The sequence below is a fragment of the Pseudomonas sp. SDO5532_S415 genome, assembly GCF_054071155.1.
This window is the reverse complement of sequence record NZ_JBSVWS010000049.1, coordinates 1-21,225: the sequence shown is the minus strand read 5'-3', so window position 1 is coordinate 21,225 and position 21,225 is coordinate 1. Positions and strand designations below refer to the sequence as shown.

18 protein-coding genes and 1 tRNA gene are annotated in these 21,225 nt (G+C 59.8%); 15 read left to right on the top strand and 4 right to left on the bottom strand.

The genetic code is table 11. The features are described from left to right. The first annotated feature begins 127 nt into the window (after window positions 1-127). Window positions 128-1,633, top strand: coding sequence for a YdgA family protein (locus ACW9HW_RS13830; RefSeq protein WP_457400336.1), 1,506 nt, complete (start codon window positions 128-130; stop codon window positions 1,631-1,633). A 148-nt stretch (window positions 1,634-1,781) separates the two neighbouring features. On the opposite strand, the gene ACW9HW_RS13825 is transcribed toward ACW9HW_RS13830, so the two are convergent. Beyond that, window positions 1,782-3,311 carry an FAD-dependent oxidoreductase gene (locus tag ACW9HW_RS13825; RefSeq protein WP_457400335.1) on the bottom strand — a complete coding sequence of 510 codons (1,530 nt, stop codon included), beginning with the start codon at window positions 3,309-3,311 and terminating at the stop codon, window positions 1,782-1,784. A 139-nt stretch (window positions 3,312-3,450) separates the two neighbouring features. Between ACW9HW_RS13825 and ACW9HW_RS13820 the strand changes: the two genes are divergently transcribed. From ACW9HW_RS13820 to ACW9HW_RS13800, 5 genes are all read left to right on the top strand, one after another. Next, complete coding sequence (locus ACW9HW_RS13820) at window positions 3,451-4,014, top strand: YbhB/YbcL family Raf kinase inhibitor-like protein (protein WP_457400334.1); 564 nt, start codon at window positions 3,451-3,453, stop codon at window positions 4,012-4,014. Between the two features lie 87 nt (window positions 4,015-4,101). Further along, window positions 4,102-5,841, top strand: coding sequence for a vWA domain-containing protein (locus tag ACW9HW_RS13815; protein WP_457400332.1), 1,740 nt, complete (start codon window positions 4,102-4,104; stop codon window positions 5,839-5,841). 29 nt (window positions 5,842-5,870) lie between these two features. Further along, window positions 5,871-6,452 (top strand): RNA polymerase sigma factor, encoded by a 582-nt coding sequence (locus ACW9HW_RS13810; protein ID WP_457400346.1) that lies wholly within the window; start codon window positions 5,871-5,873, stop codon window positions 6,450-6,452. After that, on the top strand, window positions 6,449-7,072 hold the full coding sequence (locus ACW9HW_RS13805) for a hypothetical protein (RefSeq protein WP_095192432.1): 624 nt from the start codon (window positions 6,449-6,451) through the stop codon (window positions 7,070-7,072). Before ACW9HW_RS13810 ends, ACW9HW_RS13805 begins: the two co-directional genes overlap by 4 nt. Before the next feature lie 81 nt (window positions 7,073-7,153). Further along, a complete protein-coding gene (locus ACW9HW_RS13800; protein ID WP_457400330.1) occupies window positions 7,154-7,363 on the top strand; it encodes a hypothetical protein in 210 nt (69 codons plus the stop codon). A gap of 83 nt (window positions 7,364-7,446) precedes the next feature. Here the strand turns inward: ACW9HW_RS13800 and ACW9HW_RS13795 are convergent. Then, a tRNA-Arg gene (locus tag ACW9HW_RS13795) sits at window positions 7,447-7,523 on the bottom strand. A 348-nt stretch (window positions 7,524-7,871) separates the two neighbouring features. On the opposite strand from ACW9HW_RS13795, the gene gabD reads away from it, so the two are divergent. The 3 genes from gabD (at window position 7,872) to ACW9HW_RS13780 (ending at window position 12,127) form a co-directional block, all read left to right on the top strand. Next, complete coding sequence (gene gabD, locus ACW9HW_RS13790) at window positions 7,872-9,314, top strand: NADP-dependent succinate-semialdehyde dehydrogenase (protein ID WP_095192431.1); 1,443 nt, start codon at window positions 7,872-7,874, stop codon at window positions 9,312-9,314. A gap of 184 nt (window positions 9,315-9,498) precedes the next feature. Beyond that, the gene (gene gabT, locus ACW9HW_RS13785) at window positions 9,499-10,776 is read left to right on the top strand and encodes a 4-aminobutyrate--2-oxoglutarate transaminase (protein WP_095192430.1); all 1,278 of its coding nucleotides are present in this window, start codon (window positions 9,499-9,501) and stop codon (window positions 10,774-10,776) included. Window positions 10,777-10,912: 136 nt separating this feature from the next. After that, entirely contained in the window at window positions 10,913-12,127 is a 1,215-nt protein-coding gene (locus tag ACW9HW_RS13780) for an HDOD domain-containing protein (protein ID WP_457400328.1), read from the top strand. Between the two features lie 126 nt (window positions 12,128-12,253). Here ACW9HW_RS13780 and ACW9HW_RS13775 read toward each other — a convergent pair whose 3' ends face one another. Next, a complete protein-coding gene (locus ACW9HW_RS13775; RefSeq protein WP_457400345.1) occupies window positions 12,254-13,243 on the bottom strand; it encodes a GGDEF domain-containing protein in 990 nt (329 codons plus the stop codon). 226 nt (window positions 13,244-13,469) lie between these two features. Beyond that, window positions 13,470-14,651 (bottom strand): delta-9 fatty acid desaturase DesA, encoded by a 1,182-nt coding sequence (desA, locus tag ACW9HW_RS13770; RefSeq protein WP_095192427.1) that lies wholly within the window; start codon window positions 14,649-14,651, stop codon window positions 13,470-13,472. A gap of 146 nt (window positions 14,652-14,797) precedes the next feature. Here desA and dibA point away from each other — a divergent pair, with 146 nt between their 5' ends. The 6 genes from dibA (at window position 14,798) to ACW9HW_RS13740 (ending at window position 21,149) form a co-directional block, all read left to right on the top strand. Next, window positions 14,798-16,717, top strand: coding sequence for a phosphodiesterase DibA (dibA, locus tag ACW9HW_RS13765; protein ID WP_457400326.1), 1,920 nt, complete (start codon window positions 14,798-14,800; stop codon window positions 16,715-16,717). Between the two features lie 295 nt (window positions 16,718-17,012). Beyond that, a complete protein-coding gene (oscA, locus tag ACW9HW_RS13760) occupies window positions 17,013-17,195 on the top strand; it encodes a sulfur starvation response protein OscA (protein ID WP_022643503.1) in 183 nt (60 codons plus the stop codon). Between the two features lie 81 nt (window positions 17,196-17,276). Beyond that, window positions 17,277-18,290, top strand: coding sequence for a sulfate ABC transporter substrate-binding protein (locus tag ACW9HW_RS13755; protein WP_095192425.1), 1,014 nt, complete (start codon window positions 17,277-17,279; stop codon window positions 18,288-18,290). Between the two features lie 160 nt (window positions 18,291-18,450). Continuing rightward, complete coding sequence (gene cysT, locus ACW9HW_RS13750) at window positions 18,451-19,269, top strand: sulfate ABC transporter permease subunit CysT (RefSeq protein ID WP_053160682.1); 819 nt, start codon at window positions 18,451-18,453, stop codon at window positions 19,267-19,269. Window positions 19,270-19,282: 13 nt separating this feature from the next. Next, a complete protein-coding gene (gene cysW, locus ACW9HW_RS13745; protein ID WP_095192424.1) occupies window positions 19,283-20,155 on the top strand; it encodes a sulfate ABC transporter permease subunit CysW in 873 nt (290 codons plus the stop codon). Between the two features lie 4 nt (window positions 20,156-20,159). After that, window positions 20,160-21,149, top strand: a complete 990-nt coding sequence (locus tag ACW9HW_RS13740) for a sulfate/molybdate ABC transporter ATP-binding protein (protein ID WP_095192423.1) — start codon at window positions 20,160-20,162, stop codon at window positions 21,147-21,149. Window positions 21,150-21,225 lie beyond the last annotated feature (76 nt).

Below are 21,225 nucleotides of genomic sequence, written 5' to 3'. Positions count from 1 at the left end.
TCATTGGGCCGCCCCCTGCGCCTGATGCTAATCTGCTCCCCACTTCAAGCGCAGTCGTGACCGCAACCCGTCATGGGTTCAGGGAAGACGACCACACCTTCAACAACGGACATTGATCGGGTCATTCATGAATAAATCTGCAGGCGTGCTTCTGGGAATCGTTGTCGCCATCGGCGCAATCAGCGTCGGCGGTGCGTGGTACACCGGCACCAAGATCGAAAGTGTACTGAACACCTCCCTGGCGGACGCCAACCAGCAATTGCAGGCCGCGCTGGTGGGGCACAAGGGCACGGCGTCGGTGGAGCTGGTGTCGCTGGAGCGCCACGTATTCAGCAGCACCGCGCACTATCGCCTCAAGGCTGAAGGCGAAATGTTCGGCGAGGCACCGGTCGAGTTGCTGTTCGTCGATCGCCTCGAACACGGCCCGCTGCCATTCTCGCGCCTGGTCTCGCTCAAGTGGTTGCCGGTCATGGCCACCAGTCATTACACACTTGCAAAAACGCCGCTCACGGAAAAATGGTTCGCCGCTACCAAGGATGCGTCGCCACTCAAAGGCGTGGTCAACATCGGCTACGACAATTCCACCAACGGCACGCTTGAATTGCTGCCGCTGGAAACAGCACTGGACGACAAATCCAGCATGAAGTTCTCCGGCCTGAAAGTCGACGTCGCGGCCAGTGCCCAGGCGCAGAAGGTCAAGGCCGACGGCTACATGGACAGCCTGAAGCTGACCACTGTCGCCGAAGACCAGACACCGGTGCAGGTGGAGTTGAGTGGCCTGACCCTGGCCAGCAACCTGAGCAAAAGTACCTACGGTTACTACACCGGTGAAAACACGGTCGAGCTGAGCAACAGCCAAACCACCTTTGGCCCGAAACAGTCGGTGCTGGGCTTCAAAAAATTCGAAATGAAGAACCAGACCTCGGAATCGGGGACCAACGCCTCCGGGCGTGCCGATTACAAGATTGGTGAGGTGTCCCTCAACGGCAAGGCTGTCGGTTCTGCGCAGATGGCCCTGAGCCTGAAGAACCTCGACATTCCTTCCACCATGGCGTTGATGCAGATCTACCAGACCAAACTGCAGCCGTACGAGGAGGCTGTCGCCGAGGCGACCGAGGCGGGTCAACCGGCGCCGGAGCTTCAGCTGACCGAAGCCGAAGAGACTCAGCTCAAGACCCATCTGGAGCAATTGCTCGCGGCCGGTCCGCAGGTAGCTTTGGAGAACCTGTCGTTCAACACTGCCAATGGCGAAAGCCGCGCCAACCTGGTGCTCGACTTGACCAAGCCACAAGCGATCGACCTGCCGGCCGATCAACTGGTCCAGCAGTTGATCGCGTTGCTGGATTTCAATCTGCAAGTGTCCAAGCCGATGATCGTTGACGTGCTCACCGTGCAGTCGCAAATCGATGGTCAGACCGACGCCAAGTTGATCGCCGATCAGGCCACCGCCACGGCCGACATGTTCAGCAGCATGGCCGTCGGTTCGCAGTTGGCGAAACTGGAAGGCAACAACATCGTCACCAAGCTGCACTACACCAACAATCAGGTGGATTTCAACGGCCAGAAAATGACCCTCGAAGAATTTGTCGGTTTCTTGATGAGCAAGTTTGGTGGCGCTGGCGAAGTCCAGTAATTGCTCCGCATCAGATTGAAAACAAACCTGTGGCGAGGGGATTTATCCCCGTTGGGCTGCGAAGCGGCCCCAAAAATGGGACTGCTACGCCGTCCAACGGGGATAAATCCCCTCGCCACAAATGTGTTGCCCGCGGTTGAGTGAGTCTTCAGTTCAGGTCACGAATCAACCGCCACCCCTCATCCACTGACAACGGCTGCTTCATCCGCTCGGCGAGCATCGCCATGGTCCGCTCTTCATCGCAGGCCACGGCTGCCATCACCACGCCGTTTTTGCCGAACAGCCCGATAAAGGGTGGATTGAACGGATCACCCTTGAATTCGACTTCGTCCCACGCTTCGACGTGGCCGAGGTAGTCGTAGTTTTTTCCGAAGTGCCAGGTCCAGAAGTACGGTACGTCGAGGTAATGCTCATCGCCCCCGAGCATGTTCGCGGCGGCGATGCGTGCCTGTTGTTGAGCCAGGCGCCAGTGTTCGATCCGTACCCGCTGCCCGTTGAGCGGGAAGGTGACGATATCACCAGCCGCCCAAAGTCCATCGGTCACGCGCATGCCGCCGTCGACGCACAGCGAGTGGTCCTTTTCCTTCGGCAAATCGGTAAACGCCCCGGTCGCCGGGCTCACGCCAATGCCCACCAGCACCAGGTCCGCCGGTAACCGTTGGCCATTGTCCAGGCGCACGGCATCAACCTTGTTCACGCCTTCGATCTGCGTGGCTTCGCCCTCGGTACTAAACACCACGCCATTGGCTTGATGCAGGGCAAGAATCGCCTTGCCGACGGTTTCTCCGAACTGTTTGGCGAAAGGTACCGGCTGACGGGCCAGGACAGTGACGTCGAGGCCATATTGGCGCAGGGACGAAGCGGACTCCATGGCGATGAAGCTATCGCCGATGATCACCGCCCGCTGACCGGGTTTGGCGCTTTTCAGAATCCGCTGTGCATGGTCCCTTGAGCGTAAAACAAACACTTGCGGCAGGTCGGCACCGGGCAGTTCCAGCGTCTTTGGTGTGCCGCCGGTTGCCAGCAGTGCGGCGTCATAATCGAGCGATTGGTTATCGCTGAGTCGCAGTGTTCGGTGGGTGGAATCCAGGCTCACTACATCCGCATTGATCCGCTCAATGCGTTGCTCTTTATAAAACGCTTCATCGCGCAGGGTTGGGACGTCGTCCGGCGGTGTCTCTCCGGAAATCACGAATTTGCTCAAAACCGTACGGTCGTAACCGGCAGCGTTTTCGCGGTCGATCAACAGCACCCGGCCACCGAAGCCTTTTTCCCGCAGCGCCGCTGCCGCCGCCGTGCCTGCAGCGCCGGCACCGACAATCACAAAGGTCCGCTCGTCATCGGCCGGTGGCGTGTGGGCATCCACCAACGGCTGATCGCCCACCCAGACCTCGCCGTCACGCACTTCGAGCGGGTAGCGCTTGAGGCTGTCGAGGGCTGGTGGTTCGCACAACCCGCCGTCCTCGATGCGAAACTGCGCCTTGTGCCACGGACAGGTCAGGCGTCCGTTGCCAAGCGCACCTTCGGCCAGCGGCGCTCCGGCATGAGGGCATTCGCCTTGATAGGCGCGCAACTGGTCGCCGACCTTCAACAGCAGGATTTTGCTGTCCTCGATCTTGACTTCAAGACCACGATTTTCAGGAATATCTGCGAAACGGGCGACGCGATGCAGGATCATGATCGCTCTCCAGGCAAGCGTTTCATTTAAGAGTCTGGCCCCAAATTTGAGGTTCAGCCAAATCCCGGTGCCAAGGCGCGAACGGTCCGGCTATAGTTTGCACGCCGACGACGGCCCCATCCGCTTATGGTGCTCTGGAATGACCCGATTGACCTCACTGAACCCTTGGCTGGCAGCCGTAGCAGTCGCCCTTTGCGTGCAATTTCCGGCGCAGGCGGCTCAGGAACGTTTTACCCTGAACATCCCGGGTGTATCGGATGACCGTTTGTTCACCTCGGCCGCCGCCAGCGATGCCCAGGGTTGCGGCGGGCACAATGTTTCGCCGGCGCTGAACTGGAACGCCGGTCCGGCCGGCACGCTCAGCTATGCCATCGTCATGCACGACCCGGATGGCCAGAAAGGGCAGGGAATCGATCATTGGGTTCATTACGGCATCAAGGCCACCACCCACCAGATCCCGGCGGGTGTCGGTGCCAAATCCGCGCTGGAAGGCGTGGGCGGCACGAACAGCAAAGGCACCACGGGCTATGTCGGGCCATGCCCGCCAGTGGGCGACAGCGCGCACCATTACATCATCCAGCTCTACGCCCTGGACCTGGCCCCGGATGCCTTGCCCGCCGGCCTGACCCGTGCGCAGTTCCTGGAAAAAATCAAAGGCCATGTGTTGAGAAACAGCAGCGTGGTGCGGCGTTATCACCGCTGAAGATTTTTTTCGCATGGGTTAACCCGAATCATTTGGGCTGTCCGTCTCAGAGGATGAATGGATCAATTTCCTCCTGAGGTCAGCCCCATGCTCCCTTCTCTGCAGTCCCTCCCTCTGCATTTTCTCCGCCCGGCCACCCAGGGTTTTGCCGCCGGGTTGTTGCTGGCGATTGCCGGTTGCGGCGTTTCTTCGAAACCCGAGTCTGCGGTGGTGCCGCCACCGGTAAAGGCTGAACTGAAAACCGAAGCCTTGGTGCAACACGAAACCGTCATGGCGGATGCCGCGGTGGCCAAGCGCAGCGTACGCGCGGCACCCATGGCCGGTTTCGCGCCGTTGCCTGCCGGTGAGGCTTATCCACAAGACACTTACCCACAGGGCTATCGCGACGAACAGCGCGAGCAATACCAGGCTTTGGCCGACAACCCGATCCACAGCGTCACCGAGGCGCCGGTCTCGACCTTCAGCGCCGATGTCGACACCGGCGCCTACGCCAACGTTCGTCGTTTGCTCAACCAGGGACGCCTGCCACCGGAAGGGGCGGTGCGGCTGGAGGAGATGGTCAATTACTTCCCTTACGACTACGCCTTGCCCACCGATGGCTCGCCTTTCGGCGTCACCACCGAACTGGCGGCGTCACCGTGGAACCCGCATACCCGTTTGCTGCGCATCGGCATCAAGGCGTCGGACCGGGCGGTGGCGCAATTGGCCCCGGCGAACCTGGTATTTCTGGTGGACGTGTCCGGCTCGATGGACCGCCGCGAGGGCTTGCCGCTGGTCAAAAGCACGCTGAAATTGCTGGTCGATCAACTGCGCGAGCAGGATCGAGTGTCGCTGGTGGTTTACGCCGGCGAATCCCGCGTGGTGCTCGAGCCCACTTCCGGACGCGACAAAGCGAAGATTCGTACCGCCATCGACCAATTGACCGCCGGCGGCTCCACCGCCGGAGCTTCGGGCATCGAGCTGGCCTACCAAATGGCGCAACAGGCGTTTATCCCCAAGGGCATCAACCGCGTGCTACTGGCCACTGACGGTGACTTCAATGTCGGCATCAGCGACTTCGACAGCCTCAAGCAAATGGCTGTGGATAAACGCAAGACCGGCGTATCCCTGACCACCCTCGGTTTTGGTGTGGATAACTACAATGAACAGCTGATGGAACAACTGGCTGATGCCGGCGATGGCAACTATGCCTACATCGACAACCTGCGCGAAGCGCGCAAGGTGCTGGTGGATCAACTCGGCTCGACCCTCGCCGTGGTGGCGAAAAACGTGAAGCTGCAAGTGGAATTCAATCCGGCGCAGGTCAGTGAATATCGCCTGCTGGGCTATGAAAACCGCGCGTTGAAGCGTGAGGATTTCAGTAACGACAAGGTCGATGCCGGTGAAATCGGGGCAGGGCATACGGTGACGGCGTTGTACGAAATTGTCCCCACGGGCGAGAAGGGCTGGTTGGAGCCGTTGCGCTACGGTAAAGCGAGCGCTGTGGTTTCCGACAAGAACGGGGAATTGGCGATGCTGCGTGTGCGATATCAGCTGCCGGAAGGTGGGAATAGTCGCCTGATCGAGCGCCCCATCGCGGATAGCGCGAAACCAGCCAGTGACGATCTTCGATTTGCCGCTGCCGTCGCCGCGTTTTCCCAACAACTCAAGGACGGCCGCTACACCGGCGAGTTCAGCCTCAAGGATACCGAAGCGCTGGCCCGTGGTGCCCGGGGCGATGACCGCTTCGGCCTGCGCAGCGAGTTCGTGCAATTGGTGGAGCTGGCGCAGAGCCTGCACACCACTACAGCGTCGAATCCAACCGCCACTGACCGACGGATTGAATAGTGAGCCGACTCAAGGGGTTCATCAGCCAGCTGTTCGCACCTGCAGACAGCGTTGAGGCCAGCAGCGACGAATCGCTGCTGGCCCGTTATCGCCAAGGCGACAGCGCGGCGTTCGAGATTCTGTACGCGCGCCATCGTCAGGGGTTATACCGGTTTCTGCTGGGACTCAGTGGCAGCGCGGAACGGGCAGAGGAGGTGTATCAGGAAACCTGGCTGAGCCTGATCCGCAGCGGCAGTCAGCCACAAGGCCGAGCGACTTTTCGTACCTGGCTGTACCAGATCGCTCGCAATCGCTTGATCGATCACTGGCGAAAAAACGGAGTCCACCAACCGCTGCACGACAGTTACGACGAGCAGATTCACGCGATATCCGACGGCGTATCCGATCCCGAGCAACTGCTGAGCCTCAGCCGCGACAACCAGCGCCTGGAAGCCGCCCTGCAAATGTTGCCCGCCGACCAACGCGAAGTGTTCCTGCTACGCGCCTACAGCGATCTCGATCTGCCGCAGATCGCCACCCTCACCGAAACACCGCTGGAAACGGTCAAGAGCCGCTTGCGCTACGCCCAGCAAAAACTGCGTCGGCTGCTGGCCGAGGAGGTACTGACATGACTGACGCCCGCCCGACACCGCAAGAACAGGTCGTTGAACACTACCGAAAGCATGGAAGCGGCGAACCACCTGCCCACCTCGATGCTTTCATCCTGGCGGCCGCGCAGCGTGAGACCCCGACACCGAAGCCAAGCCTGTGGCAACGCTGGGTTCGCGCCTGCCTACAACCCCGCTGGCAAGTCGCATTCGCCAGCCTCGTCGGCGTCGCCCTGATGCTGACGCTGGTACAACGCACTCCGGAGCAAGTGCCAAGCTACGACTTCGCACCTGCGCCCGAGGCCTCCGCGCCGGTTGCCAAACAGGAAGCCGAATCAGCACCGCCAGCGACTGTCCGTGCGTTATCTGCCCCGGCGGGCGCGATGCCCGCACCCGCAGCGCCCATGGCCGAATTGGCCGCTCCTGCACAGCGTGAATCCTTCAGCGCCGAAATGGCTGACGAAGCCAAAGTCAGCAAGCGCGCAGCGGCACCGGTGAAATCACTGGATGAACAACTGCGTGAAGTCCTGCGCCTGCAAAAAACCGGACAGACCCAAGCGGCAGACAAACTGCTGGCAGACCTGCACAAGCGCTTCCCCAACGAAAACCTCACCACCCGACTCAAGGCACTGCAAAAAAACTGAGCCTTACCAACCCCGGCGATTTGGCATCCGCGCCCGAAAGCGCGCACTATCAAGCCATCGCCGATGGGGTTGGAGGAAGCCGTGGCAAAAAAAATCGACCGCATCGCCCAAATGCTCAACTGCCCGGAAAAGGGCGAAGAACTTCGGCGCGCGATTACCGAGAGTCGTAAGGATTTTCTGCTGAATCAGCCGGAAGAGGGTGACGTTGAGGAAGAAGACGTTCTTGAAGAGGACGTGTTCGAGGACGACGAGGATGATGAGTACGACGAGTTTGATTGGACGACGGAATGACAAAAAACCGCTTTGGCGGTTTTTTTGTGAAATACAAAAAAGCCCCAGACCCTACAGGCCTGAGGCTTTCTCGTTTCTATCTATGGCGCACCAGGCGGGATTCGAACCCACGACCCCTGCCTTCGGAGGGCAGTACTCTATCCAGCTGAGCTACTGGTGCAAGCGGGCGCCATGATACTCATATGCATGGCGGGCGTCCATGCTGCTGAATCGCTTGCTGTTTTCACAAGCGTAACCTGCGTTTGCTACGTTGATCAGAAAAAACAGGCAAATGCGGCGTTTTCGTTCTTTTTTTCGAACGGCCTATTGTCCTTTACCCCCTTTGATCCTAGGATTCGTTTGAGATTTCAAACGCTCTTGTCTGGGTGCTGAACCGCACGAGTCCAATCCGTGCGCTATTTTGTGCTTCAGCCCGGTGAATGATTTCCCTGACGGCAGCCTATTGAGGCGCCTTTCTACAATCATAATTTGCTCCGCGCGTGCCGCGGTGCTGTTAAGGAAAGCCGACATGCAGCTTAAAGACACCCAGTTGTTCCGCCAGCAAGCCTTCATCGATGGCGCGTGGGTCGATGCGGACAGTGGTCAGACGATCAAGGTCAACAACCCGGCAACGGGCGAAATTCTGGGCACTGTGCCGAAAATGGGCGCTGCCGAAACCCGCCGTGCCATCGAAGCCGCTGACAAGGCGCTGCCGGCCTGGCGTGCACTGACCGCCAAAGAGCGTGCGACCAAGCTGCGTCGCTGGTTCGAGCTGATCATCGAGAACCAGGACGACCTGGCTCGCCTGATGACCCTGGAACAAGGCAAGCCATTGGCTGAAGCCAAGGGTGAAATCGTTTACGCCGCTTCTTTCATCGAGTGGTTCGCCGAAGAAGCCAAGCGCATCTACGGTGATGTGATCCCGGGCCACCAGCCAGACAAGCGCCTGATCGTGATCAAGCAGCCGATCGGCGTGACCGCTGCCATCACCCCGTGGAACTTCCCGGCCGCGATGATCACCCGTAAGGCCGGCCCGGCCCTGGCCGCCGGTTGCACCATGGTGCTCAAGCCTGCCTCGCAAACCCCATTCTCGGCGTTCGCCCTGGCTGAACTGGCCCAGCGTGCCGGCATTCCTGCCGGTGTGTTCAGCGTTGTTTCCGGCAGCGCCGGCGACATCGGCAGCGAGCTGACCAGCAACCCGATCGTGCGCAAACTGTCCTTCACCGGTTCGACCGAAATCGGTCGCCAGCTGATGTCGGAATGCGCCAAGGACATCAAGAAAGTGTCCCTGGAACTGGGCGGCAACGCGCCGTTCATCGTGTTCGACGACGCGGACCTGGATAAGGCCGTCGAAGGCGCGATCATTTCCAAATACCGCAACAACGGCCAGACCTGCGTCTGCGCCAACCGCCTGTACATTCAGGACGGTGTCTACGATGCATTCGCCGAGAAGCTGAAAGTGGCCGTCGCCAAGCTGAAGATCGGCAACGGTCTGGAAGCTGGCACCACCACTGGCCCGCTGATCGACGAAAAAGCCGTGGCCAAGGTGCAAGAGCACATCGCCGACGCCTTGAGCAAAGGCGCGACCGTCCTGGCCGGTGGCAAGCCGATGGAAGGCAACTTCTTCGAGCCGACCATCCTGACCAACGTGCCGAATAACGCTGCCGTGGCCAAGGAAGAAACCTTCGGTCCATTGGCGCCACTGTTCCGTTTCAAAGACGAAGCCGACGTGATCGCGATGTCCAACGACACCGAGTTCGGTCTGGCCTCGTACTTCTATGCTCGCGACCTGGGTCGCGTGTTCCGTGTGGCTGAAGCCCTGGAATACGGCATGGTCGGCGTCAACACCGGTCTGATCTCCAACGAAGTCGCGCCGTTCGGCGGCATCAAGGCCTCGGGCCTGGGCCGTGAAGGTTCCAAGTACGGCATCGAAGATTACCTGGAAATCAAATACCTCTGCCTGGGCATCTAAGCCCGGAAAAAGGCATCGCTTCAAACGCAAAGGGCACGAGAGCGCTGTCCCTTTGCGTGCTTCAAACGAAATTTTCTCGGTGGCCGGGAACGCTGTGGCAGTCGATCATCGCATGCTGCCGCTGTTGTTCCCCGCCGCTTAATCCTTGAACCACGCCGCCCGATGAGCGGTGAATGAGGAATGTATGAGCAAGACTAACGCTGATTTGATGGCCCGCCGTACCGCTGCAGTTCCACGTGGTGTTGGCCAGATTCACCCGATCTTCGCCGACTCCGCGAAGAACGCTACCGTGACCGACGTTGAAGGTCGCGAGTTCATCGATTTCGCCGGCGGTATCGCCGTGCTGAACACCGGCCACGTACACCCGAAAGTCATCGCCGCCGTGACCGAGCAGCTGAACAAGCTGACCCACACATGCTTCCAGGTACTGGCCTACGAACCGTACGTAGAAGTGTGCGAAAAAATCAACGCCAAGGTGCCAGGTGATTTCGCCAAGAAAACCCTGCTGGTGACCACCGGTTCCGAAGCCGTTGAAAACTCCATCAAGATCGCCCGTGCCGCCACTGGCCGTGCCGGTGTGATCGCCTTCACCGGCGCTTACCACGGTCGCACCATGATGACCCTGGGCCTGACCGGTAAAGTCGTGCCTTACTCGGCCGGCATGGGCTTGATGCCAGGCGGCATCTTCCGCGCGCTATACCCGAACGAACTGCACGGCGTGAGCATCGACGATTCGATCGCCAGCATCGAACGCATCTTCAAGAACGACGCCGAGCCGAAAGACATCGCCGCGATCATCATCGAGCCGGTTCAGGGCGAAGGTGGTTTCTACGTTGCGCCTAAAGAATTCATGAAGCGTCTGCGCGCCCTGTGCGACCAGCACGGCATCCTGTTGATCGCTGACGAAGTACAGACTGGCGCTGGCCGTACCGGCACCTTCTTCGCCATGGAACAGATGGGCGTTGCTGCCGACCTGACCACTTTCGCCAAATCCATCGCTGGCGGCTTCCCGCTGGCCGGTGTGTGCGGCAAGGCCGAATACATGGACGCCATCGCTCCAGGCGGCCTGGGCGGCACCTACGCCGGTAGCCCTATCGCTTGCGCCGCGGCCCTGGCCGTGATGGAAGTGTTCGAGGAAGAGCACCTGCTGGACCGCTGCAAGGCTGTTGGCGAGCGTCTGGTCACTGGCCTGAAAGCCATCCAGGCCAAGTACCCGGTGATCGGCGAAGTCCGTGCCCTGGGCGCGATGATCGCGGTCGAGCTGTTCGAGAACGGCGACAGCCACAAGCCGAACGCTGCAGCGGTAGCGTCCGTGGTGGCCAAGGCTCGCGACAAGGGTCTGATCCTGCTGTCCTGCGGCACCTACGGCAACGTTCTGCGCGTCCTGGTACCGCTGACTTCGCCGGACGAGCAACTGGACAAAGGTCTGGCAATCATCGAAGAGTGCTTCTCCGAGCTCTGATCGCCAAGTGTGACCTGATCGACAAAAAACCCGCTTCGGCGGGTTTTTTTATGCCGGTCGTAATACTCCCCGCGCATTCGCGCTGTATCGAAGGGCCAGCATTCGCTAAGGTTTAGGTATTGCCAGGGAGAGCTGTATGACTGTCGTTAATTTACCCGCCGTTCCCAGAGTGTTGATTGCCGAGGCCGACCCTTGGTCCCGGGATCTGCTCAAGGAAGTGCTGCTGAACGTGCGCTGCGATGCGCGACTGGATTTGTGTGCCGACGGCCAGCAGGCGCTGGAGTGGCTGGCGACCAATCCTTACGACCTGGTGATCGTCGACTGGGAATTGCCCGGTGTCGATGGTCTGAATGTGTTGCGCAGTGTCCGCCAGCGCAAACGCAATCCGCCGCTGCCCTTCATTCTGATGAGCAGTCGCAACGACAGCGCCAGCGTGCGCGAAGCCTTGCCGCTGGCACCTGCTGCCTATCTGACCAAACCCCTGAACATGGAAAGCCTGACTCATCGCTTGCAGGATTTGCTGCTCGATGCCGGTGAGGAAGTCACCTGCGAGGTGCCATCGCTGGCGCACGGCATGACCTTGTCGGTGTATCTGGAACGACGCCGTGAACGGGCGGAAGGTGCGCCGCTGATGACCGACGTGCAGTTGGCGGTCAAACGCAGCCTCAATCCCAACGGCCTCGATCTGTCGAAGCTGGAAGATGAAATCCGTACCGATCCCCAGGTCACCGCCGTACTGATCGCCGCCGCCAACAGCGCCGCCCAGCACCATGGCGCCGCGGTGCAAACCCTGTCCCAGGCGATGCACCGACTGGGCACCGGTCAGAGCATGAACCTGATTCTTGGCCTGGCCCTCAAGCGCAGTGCGCGGCTCAGTGATCCGTACCTGGCGGACTATGCCGAGCGCTATTGGGACCTGTCGCTGCACACTGCCGAATACGCGCGAACCCTGGCGCGCTTGCTGGATCTGGACCAGGCGCGCTGCTATTGCGCCGGCATGCTGCATCGCCTTGGCGACCTGGCGTTGTTGCGTTGCCTGCAGGAATGGAAGCAGGCCGGTGGCGAACTGGACGATCAGGGGGAAGTGGGCGAAGCGCTGGCCGAATTCGGCGCGGCCTACGGTTCGGCGTTGCGCACCCGCTGGCGCTTGCCGCTGGAGTTGCGACAGCTGATTGCGGCGGCCTACCAGCTCGGTGGCGGGGTTTACTCCCGTGAAGCGCTGGTGATGAACATGGCGGCGCAACTGGCGCGCCTGACCGAGCATGAGGGCATCGAGGAGCTCGCTAAAAGCCGGACGGCGCGGCTGCTCAAGATCGGGCTGCCGGAGTTGATACGGATGCGCAAAAAATAGGTTTCACGCTAATCGCTGTGGGAGCGGGCTTGCCCGCGAAAGCGGCCTATCAGCCAACATGTAGGTTGGATGTCAGTCCCTCTTCGCGAGCAGGCTCGCTCCCACAGTGGGTTTGTGTTTAGCCTGTCAGCCCGTGACGATCCGATTCTTCCCATCGCGCTTGGCCTGATACATCGCCGCATCCGCCCGGGCAAACAGGCTTTCGATGTTTTCATCCTTGGCCGTGAGGCTGGTCAGCCCCTGGCTGACGGTGATGCCGAATGTCTGGCCGTCATGGTCGAAGCTCAAACGCTGGATCTCCCGTTGCAGCCGTTCGGCCACTTGCAGGGCCATGTCCGGTGTGCAACCGGGGAACACGGCCGCGAATTCTTCGCCACCAATGCGCCCGAACAGATCGCCACGACGCAATGCCGCGCGACCGCTGTCAGCGATGTGTTGAAGCACGTTGTCACCTTCCTGGTGACCGTAGGTGTCGTTGATCACCTTGAAGTCATCGATGTCCAGCATCAGGAACGACAGCGGTGTGCCTCGTTGCCGTGCCAGTTCGAACTCCTCGTGCGCACCTTCGAAGAAATGTCGGCGGTTGCTGCTCTGGGTCAGGGCATCGGTGGTGGCCAGGCGTTGCAGTTCGGTTTCCATCAGCTTCTTGTCGGTGATGTCTTCGGCGATGCCGACAATGATCACCGGCTGACCGGGCTCGGCCTGACGGTTGATAAAGCATTTGTCGCTGAGCCAGCGGACCTCGCCGTCGGCGTCGATGATCCGGTACTCGCGGTCTTCGACGGCGCCTTTTTCCAGCACGTCCGCGAAGCTGCTCTCGGCGTACTCCAGATCGTCTGGATAAATGGCGTCGCGCCATTGGTTGTAGTCGGCCAGCAGCCGATCGGCGGGGCGGCCGAAGATCCGTTCGTAGGCGGGGCTGACGTACAGCACCTGACGGGTGTCCCAGTTGAATGCCCAAAGCACTGCGTTGACGCTCACCAGCAAGGTGCTGAACAGCTGTTCGCGTTCGCTCAGGCGCGCCACTTCACCTTGGGCGTGCATCAGCGCCATAAGTGTTTGCGCGGCCTCGGGCCACTGCGGTGGAGAAGGGTCTTTCAGGTTCTTGATGACCATCGGCACAAATCTCAAAGGGCGTGCCGCAGGTTCGACAGCGGCCAACACGAAGCCCGCCTGGATGGCGAAGTGTCTTTGAGAGGGGCGATTTGAGGTGAAGTTCCCGCTTTCGGTGGCGAGGGAGCTTGCTCCCGCCGGGCGGTATGGGTGACGTATTTACAACAAGGTCTCAAACCACTGTGGGAGCGAGCAGGCTCGCTCCCACAGTTTTACAGCCTATGCACCGTCAGGCAGCAGGGCGCAGGGAATAGGTTTTGAGCTGATCGGCGAAGTCGCGCAGGGATTGAATCCCGCTGGCTTCTGCTTCGTGTACCCAATCCTTAATGGCGGCCAGCATGTCATGACCATTTGAGCTGGTCTTGACCCAGATCTGCTGCAAGGCCAGGCGTTTTTCGTAAATTACCTTCAGTGCCTGGCTGTGCTCGAGCATGTTCTGGATGCGTACGTGGTGTTTGTCATCCAGCAGGCTGGTTTCCCGCGACAGCAGACGCTTGGCGCGACGGAACTGGTGGCGGACCGAATGATCGACCTTGGCCAGCTCTTGCTTGACCAGCGGACCGATCACCAATTTGCGGTACTGGGCCATGATCTGGAAGCGATTGTTGAGGATGGCCATGGCAGTGTCCATGTCCAGGTTGCCCTTGCCTTCGACACGGTGGGCAATCGGCGCGACGCGCTGAACCTTGGCCAGGCGCAGGAAGCTGAACACTTGAATCCAGGCCCAGCCCAGATCGAATTCCCACTTCTTCACCGACAGTTTGGCCGAGTTAGGGTAGGTGTGATGGTTGTTATGCAGTTCTTCACCGCCGATCAGGATGCCCCAGGGCACCAGATTGGTCGCCGCATCGCGGCACTCGAAGTTGCGGTAGCCGATGGCATGGCCCAGGCCGTTCACTACGCCTGCGGCCCAGACCGGAATCCACATCATCTGGATGGCCCAGATGGTGATGCCGATGGTACCGAACAGCAGCAGGTCGATGACGCCCATGATCGCCACACCCAGCAGCGGGTAGCGGCTGTAGAGGTTGCGCTCGATCCAGTCTTCGGGGCAGTTTTTGCCGTAGATGCGCAAGGTCTCGGGGTTTTCCGCTTCGGCGCGGTACAGCTCGGCACCTTTGCGCAGAACCGTGGACAAGCCCTTGATGACCGGGCTGTGCGGGTCATCGACGGTTTCGCATTTGGCGTGATGCTTGCGGTGAATGGCCGTCCACTCACGGGTGTTCTGTGCCGTGGTCAGCCACAGCCAGAAGCGAAAGAAATGTTTCAGGCCGGCATTCAGCTCCAAAGAGCGGTGGGCTGAATAGCGGTGCAGATAGACCGTGACGGCGACGATCGTCACGTGGGTCATCAGTAAGGTGACTGCCACCAGTGACCAGGGCGACAAGCCGAGAAAACCTTCGTACCACATAGCCTGTAGGGCCCTCGATAAAGAAAAAACAGCCGTTGCATTATCACCAAGCCCACAGAGAAAACCAGTCGCCCTTTCAGATAAGAGTGGCTGGATGTGTCTTTAACTTATAATCCCGGCTTTTTTGTAGGGACATGGACAGTCTTATGTCTGCCAGCTATCGCGATGCCGTGCGCGCAGCGCTGCTTTACCTGTTGCTTTCCGTGGTCTGGCTACAGCTGAGTGGCTATTTATTGAACAGTTTCTTCGATAGCTCGGTTGAGCTGGTGCGATGGCAACTGATCAACGGTTATGTCTGGGTAGCGATCAGCGGCGGGTTGATCTTCGTTGCCCGAACGCGACGACTGCGTTGTCCGGGTATTGGCGCCCAATTGCGCGAGCGCAGCGAAGACCGTGAGCGTTTGCAGCAAGCGGCGGCCGTATTTGATTGCACCCGCGAAGGCGTGCTGGTGACCAACCGTGACGGATTGATCGTGCACGTCAACCGCGCCTTCATGGAGATTACCGGCTATCAAACCGAAGAAGTCATGGGGCAGCGCCCCAGTCTGTTCAAATCCGGCCGTCATCCGGCAGATTTCTACCAGGCGATGTTCGCGTCGCTCGATAGCGCCGGTGAGTGGAGCGGCGAGATCTGGAACCGACGCAAAAGCGGCGACATCTACCCGCAATGGCAAACCATCCGCGTCATTCATGATGAATTGGGGCGGCGCAGCCACTATGTTGCGGTGTTTTCCGACATCAGCGCGATCAAGAAGTCCGAGCACGAACTGATGCACCTGGCACACCACGATCCGCTGACTGACTTGCCCAACCGCCTGCTGTTCACCGACCGTGCCGGGCAGGCCTTGGCTTCGGCGCAGATTCACAAGCGCGGTTGCGCATTGCTGTTGATCGATCTGGATCATTTCAAGATGATCAACGACAGCCTTGGGCACACCATGGGTGACCAGTTGTTAAAGGCGGTGGCTGAGCGCTTGAGGGCCATGTTCGGAGCCGGCATTACCCTGGCTCGGCTGGGAGGCGACGAGTTCGCCGTGCTGGCCGAAAGCTGCCCGCACTTGGTGCAGGCGGCGGCGCTGGCCGAGCGAATCATTGATGGCCTCAAGGAGCCGTTCCCGATTGAAGGGCATCCGCTGTTTATCAACACCAGCATCGGTATCAGCCTGTTCCCCGGCGATGCCTTGAGCGCCGAACAATTGTTGCGCAATGCCGATTCGGCGCTGTTCAAGGCCAAAAGCGCTGGCCGCAATGGCTATGCACTCTACACCGAAGAGTTGACCGTCCATGCACGGCAGCGGGTCGAGACAGCCTTCGAATTGCGCCGTGCGCTGGATCAGCAGCAATTGCGCGTTTTTTACCAACCGGTTCACGACCTTCGGACCGGTCGGTTGATCGGCGTCGAAGCGCTTGTGCGTTGGGAGCATCCACAACGCGGTTTGGTGTCGCCGGCAGAATTCATTCCCGTCGCCGAGCGGACTGGTCTGATCGCCGAAATCGACGCTTGGGTGATGCAGCAGGCCTGCCGGCAAATGTGCCTCTGGCAGCAGGCCGGCGTGGTGTTGTCGTTTGTTGCGGTGAATGTGTCTTCGCGGCTGTTTGCCCGCCACGACCTGTACCAGCAAGTGGCGCAAGTGCTGCACGAAACCGGGCTGGACCCGGCCTGCCTGGAGTTGGAAGTCACGGAAAGCGCGGTGATGGAGGACCCGGAAGTCGCGCTGGAGCAGATGCATCGCCTGCGTGAGTTGGGAGTGCGGCTGGCCATCGACGATTTCGGCACGGGCTATTCATCACTGCTACGGCTCAAGCGCTTGCCGGTGCAGAAGCTCAAGATCGATCAGGGTTTTGTCGCCGGGTTGCCGTGGGACGAAGACGACGCCGCCATCGTGCGGGTGATCATCGCCCTGGCGCAGAGCATGGGAATGCAGGTGCATGCGGAGGGGATCGAGCAGCTTGAGCAGGCGGCGTTCCTGCTCAAGCACGGCAGTGATCTGGGGCAGGGGTACTGGTTTGGGCGGCCGGTGCCGGCCGGGCAGCTGGATTGGCTGCATGCGCCGGTAAATCCTTGAGTGCTTGATCTGCTTTTTGTGGCGAGGGAGCTTGCTCCCGTTGGGTGGCGCAGCCGCCCCAATAGCGAGCGCTTCGCACTCGAGCGGGAGCAAGCTCCCTCGCCACAGGGATATCTATTGGCTTAAAGAGTGAGCTAATTCCCCGCAAACCCTTGTCCCGTCAAATAATGTCTTATGGTTATATAAACATTCTTAAATAGTCTTTTTAAGAATATCCGTGCCTCTCTACTATTGGTTCCACGCCGCAAGCAGTGCCGCCACTGCCAGGCAACCTCTCAGTCGAAGGAGCAGCACCATGAGCGCATCTCTACGTAGCGTTGACGGCCAGGACGAAGCAACCATTCTGCGTGAAATCCAGAGCGCCCTGCGCGACCTGCGTTTCGGCGCTGTGGAAATCACCGTCCATAACGCCCAGGTGGTTCAGATCGAGCGCAAGGAAAAATTCCGCTTGCAGCAGCCGGGCAACAAACCGAGCTGAAGCGAAACCGCGTAACCGGCAACCCCATTCCAGCACCTCCATAAGAAAAGCCAACACTCAAGAATTCCAGGAGCTTTCACCATGTCGTCGATTCGCCATTTCGCTTTGGCCGCCCTGGCCAGTGCCCTGTTTGCCGGTACCGCGGTTGCCAAGGATTACGAGCTGCTCAACGTGTCATACGACCCGACTCGTGAGCTGTACCAGGATTACAACGCTGAATTCGTCAATTTCTGGAAGAAAAGCAATCCCGGCGACACCGTGAAAATCCAGCAATCCCACGGTGGTTCGGGCAAGCAGGGGCGTGCGGTGATCGATGGCCTGCGTGCCGACGTGGTGACCCTGGCCCTGGCCGGTGATATCGACGAAATCGCCAAGCTCGGCAAATCGCTGCCGGCCGATTGGCAAAAACGCTTGCCGGAAGCGAGCACGCCTTACACCTCGACCATCGTGTTCCTGGTGCGCAAGGGCAACCCCAAAGGCATCAAGGACTGGGGCGATCTGGTCAAAAACGATGTCTCGGTGATCACCCCGAACCCGAAAACCTCCGGCGGGGCACGCTGGAACTTCCTCGCAGCCTGGGCCTATGGCCTCAAAGCCAACGGCGGTGACGAAGCCAAGGCCAAGGAATACGTGCAAACCCTGTTCAAGCATGTGCCTGTGCTGGACACCGGTGCTCGCGGTTCGACCATCACCTTCGTCAACAACGGTCAGGGCGACGTGCTGCTGGCCTGGGAAAACGAAGCATTTCTGGCGCTGAAAGAAGATGGCGGCGCCGACAAGTTCGACATCGTCGTGCCTTCGCTGTCGATCCTCGCCGAACCACCGGTGGCCGTGGTCGACAAGAACGCCGAGAAAAAGGGCAACACCGAGATCGCCGAAGCGTACCTCAAGCACCTTTACAGCCCGGCGGGCCAGGAAATCGCGGCGAAAAACTTCTATCGTCCACGTGACAAGGATGTCGCCGCCAAGTACGCCCGGCAGTTCCCGAAACTGGATCTGGTGACCATCGACAAAGACTTCGGCGGCTGGAAAACCGCGCAGCCGAAATTCTTTAACGACGGCGGCGTATTCGACCAGATCTACCAGGCGCAGTAATCCTGATGTCAATTGGCTAAGGTATAGCGTGTGGGAGCGAGCCTGCTCGCGAAGGCGGTATTTCAGGCGACAGGGATGTTGACTGGTACTCCCCCTTCGCGAGCAGGCTCGCTCTCACATGATGGCACTTGGCAGAACAAATTTTTAACCAAGGACTTTTATGTCGCGTCGTATCTCCCCCGTCATACCCGGCTTCGGGCTGACGCTGGGCTACACCTTGGTGTACCTCAGCCTGATTGTGCTCATACCACTGGCGGCGATGTTCGTGCATGCCGCTCAACTCACCTGGGATCAGTTCTGGGCAATCATCTCGGCGCCACGGGTGCTGGCGGCGTTGAAGCTGAGCTTCGGCACCGCGCTGTATGCCGCGATCATCAACGGCATCATCGGCACGCTGCTGGCGTGGGTGCTGGTGCGCTATACCTTCCCTGGACGCAAAGTCATCGATGCAATGATCGACTTGCCTTTCGCATTGCCCACCGCCGTGGCCGGTATCGCGCTGACCGCGCTGTATACCCCCACCGGTCTGGTCGGTCAGTTTGCAGCGGACCTGGGTTTCAAGATCGCCTACACCCCCCTGGGCATCACCCTTGCCCTCACTTTTGTAACACTTCCATTCGTAGTACGTACCGTACAGCCAGTATTGGCTGATATTCCACGGGAAGTGGAAGAAGCGGCGGCGTGCCTGGGTGCGAAACCCTTGCAGGTTTTCCGCCATATCCTGGTACCGGCGCTGTTGCCAGCCTGGTTGACGGGTTTTGCCCTGGCTTTTGCCCGTGGGGTCGGCGAGTACGGTTCGGTGATTTTCATCGCCGGCAACATGCCGATGAAAACCGAGATCCTGCCGCTGCTGATCATGGTCAAGCTAGACCAGTACGATTACACCGGCGCTACCTCCATTGGTGTATTGATGCTGGTGGTTTCTTTCATCCTGTTGCTGCTGATCAACTTGCTGCAGCGGCGCATCGAAACCCCATAAGGAGGCGCAGAACATGTCCCAATCGTCTATTGCTGCCGCTTCCTCGGCCAACGCCGCCCGCCGTGGCAGCGCCTCGGCGCGACGCATCCTGATCGGCCTTGGCTGGCTGATTTTTGCGCTGTTCCTGCTGCTGCCGCTGTTTATCGTGGTGTCCCAGGGTTTGAAGAACGGGCTGGGTGCGTTTTTCACCGCGATCTTTGAGCCGGACGCCTTGTCGGCCTTGAAACTCACGGTGATCGCCGTGCTGATTTCGGTGCCGCTGAACCTGGTGTTCGGCGTCAGCGCTGCCTGGTGCGTGAGCAAATACTCCTTCCGCGGCAAAAGCATGCTGGTGACCCTGATCGACCTGCCGTTTTCGGTATCGCCGGTAATCGCCGGTCTGGTCTATGTGCTGATGTTCGGTGCCCAGGGCCTCTTCGGGCCGTGGTTGCAGGATCACGATATCCAGATCGTCTTCGCCTTGCCGGGCATCGTCCTGGCGACGATCTTCGTTACCGTGCCGTTCGTGGCTCGGGAGCTGATCCCGCTGATGCAGGAGCAGGGCACCCAGGAAGAAGAGGCCGCGCGCCTGCTGGGGGCCAATGGCTGGCAGATGTTCTGGCATGTCACCGTGCCCAACATCAAATGGGGCCTGATCTACGGCGTGGTGTTGTGCACCGCGCGGGCCATGGGTGAGTTCGGTGCGGTATCGGTGGTTTCCGGGCACATTCGCGGGGTAACCAACACCTTGCCGTTGCACGTCGAGATCCTCTACAACGAATACAACCACGTGGCCGCGTTCGCCGTTGCGAGCCTGTTGCTGATCCTGGCGCTCTTCATCCTGCTGCTCAAGCAGTGGAGCGAAAACCGTATTAACCGCCTGCGCGCCAGCGCCGCGGAGGAATGAATTCATGTCGATCGAAGTGCGTAACGTCAGCAAGAATTTCAATGCGTTCAAGGCGCTCAATGACATCAGCCTGGACATTCAAAGCGGTGAGCTGGTGGCGCTGCTGGGGCCGTCCGGCTGTGGCAAGACCACCCTGTTGCGGATCATCGCCGGCCTGGAAACCCCGGATCAGGGCAACATCGTGTTCCACGGCGAAGACGTGTCCGGCCACGATGTGCGTGATCGCAACGTCGGTTTCGTGTTCCAGCACTACGCCTTGTTCCGTCACATGACGGTGTTCGACAACGTCGCGTTCGGCCTGCGGATGAAGCCGAAGAACCAGCGCCCGACCGAAAGCCAGATCGCGACCAAGGTCCACGAATTGCTGAACATGGTGCAGCTGGACTGGCTGTCGGATCGCTACCCGGAACAACTTTCCGGTGGCCAGCGCCAGCGTATCGCCCTGGCCCGCGCCCTGGCGGTGGAGCCGAAAGTGCTGCTGCTCGACGAACCCTTCGGCGCCCTCGATGCCAAGGTCCGCAAGGAGCTGCGCCGCTGGCTGGCCCGCCTGCACGAAGATATCAACCTGACCTCGGTATTCGTGACTCACGACCAGGAAGAAGCGATGGAAGTCGCCGACCGTATCGTGGTGATGAACAAGGGCGTGATCGAGCAGATCGGCTCGCCGGGCGACGTCTATGAAAACCCGGCCAGCGATTTCGTCTATCACTTCCTCGGTGATTCGAACCGCCTGCATCTGGGCGAAGACAATCACGTGCTGTTCCGTCCGCACGAAGTGTCGTTGTCGCGGCATGAGCTGGAAGATCACCATGCGGCTGAAGTGCGGGATATCCGGCCGCTGGGCGCGACCACGCGGGTGACGCTGAAAGTCGAAGGGCAGAGCGATTTGATCGAAGCCGAAGTGGTGAAGGATCACGACAGCCTGATCGGCTTGGCCAAGGGTGAGACGCTGTTCTTCAAACCGAAGGTCTGGCAGAAAGTCGCCAACATCTAAAGCAAAAGCTTCGCGAGCAGGCTCGCTCCCACAGGGACCGGTGTTGTACACATATCATGTGACCGACCGAAAACCC

Coding starts and splice junctions, on each gene's coding strand:
- ACW9HW_RS13780 (WP_457400328.1), top strand. CDS start 10,913: ATGACTGTCGTTAATTTACCCGCCGTTCCCAGAGTGTTGATTGCCGAG.
- ACW9HW_RS13825 (WP_457400335.1), bottom strand. CDS start 3,311: ATGATCCTGCATCGCGTCGCCCGTTTCGCAGATATTCCTGAAAATCGT.
- cysW (WP_095192424.1), top strand. CDS start 19,283: ATGTCCCAATCGTCTATTGCTGCCGCTTCCTCGGCCAACGCCGCCCGC.
- desA (WP_095192427.1), bottom strand. CDS start 14,651: ATGTGGTACGAAGGTTTTCTCGGCTTGTCGCCCTGGTCACTGGTGGCA.
- ACW9HW_RS13805 (WP_095192432.1), top strand. CDS start 6,449: ATGACTGACGCCCGCCCGACACCGCAAGAACAGGTCGTTGAACACTAC.
- ACW9HW_RS13755 (WP_095192425.1), top strand. CDS start 17,277: ATGTCGTCGATTCGCCATTTCGCTTTGGCCGCCCTGGCCAGTGCCCTG.
- dibA (WP_457400326.1), top strand. CDS start 14,798: ATGTCTGCCAGCTATCGCGATGCCGTGCGCGCAGCGCTGCTTTACCTG.
- gabT (WP_095192430.1), top strand. CDS start 9,499: ATGAGCAAGACTAACGCTGATTTGATGGCCCGCCGTACCGCTGCAGTT.
- ACW9HW_RS13820 (WP_457400334.1), top strand. CDS start 3,451: ATGACCCGATTGACCTCACTGAACCCTTGGCTGGCAGCCGTAGCAGTC.
- cysT (WP_053160682.1), top strand. CDS start 18,451: ATGTCGCGTCGTATCTCCCCCGTCATACCCGGCTTCGGGCTGACGCTG.
- oscA (WP_022643503.1), top strand. CDS start 17,013: ATGAGCGCATCTCTACGTAGCGTTGACGGCCAGGACGAAGCAACCATT.
- ACW9HW_RS13740 (WP_095192423.1), top strand. CDS start 20,160: ATGTCGATCGAAGTGCGTAACGTCAGCAAGAATTTCAATGCGTTCAAG.
- ACW9HW_RS13815 (WP_457400332.1), top strand. CDS start 4,102: ATGCTCCCTTCTCTGCAGTCCCTCCCTCTGCATTTTCTCCGCCCGGCC.
- gabD (WP_095192431.1), top strand. CDS start 7,872: ATGCAGCTTAAAGACACCCAGTTGTTCCGCCAGCAAGCCTTCATCGAT.
- ACW9HW_RS13775 (WP_457400345.1), bottom strand. CDS start 13,243: ATGGTCATCAAGAACCTGAAAGACCCTTCTCCACCGCAGTGGCCCGAG.
- ACW9HW_RS13830 (WP_457400336.1), top strand. CDS start 128: ATGAATAAATCTGCAGGCGTGCTTCTGGGAATCGTTGTCGCCATCGGC.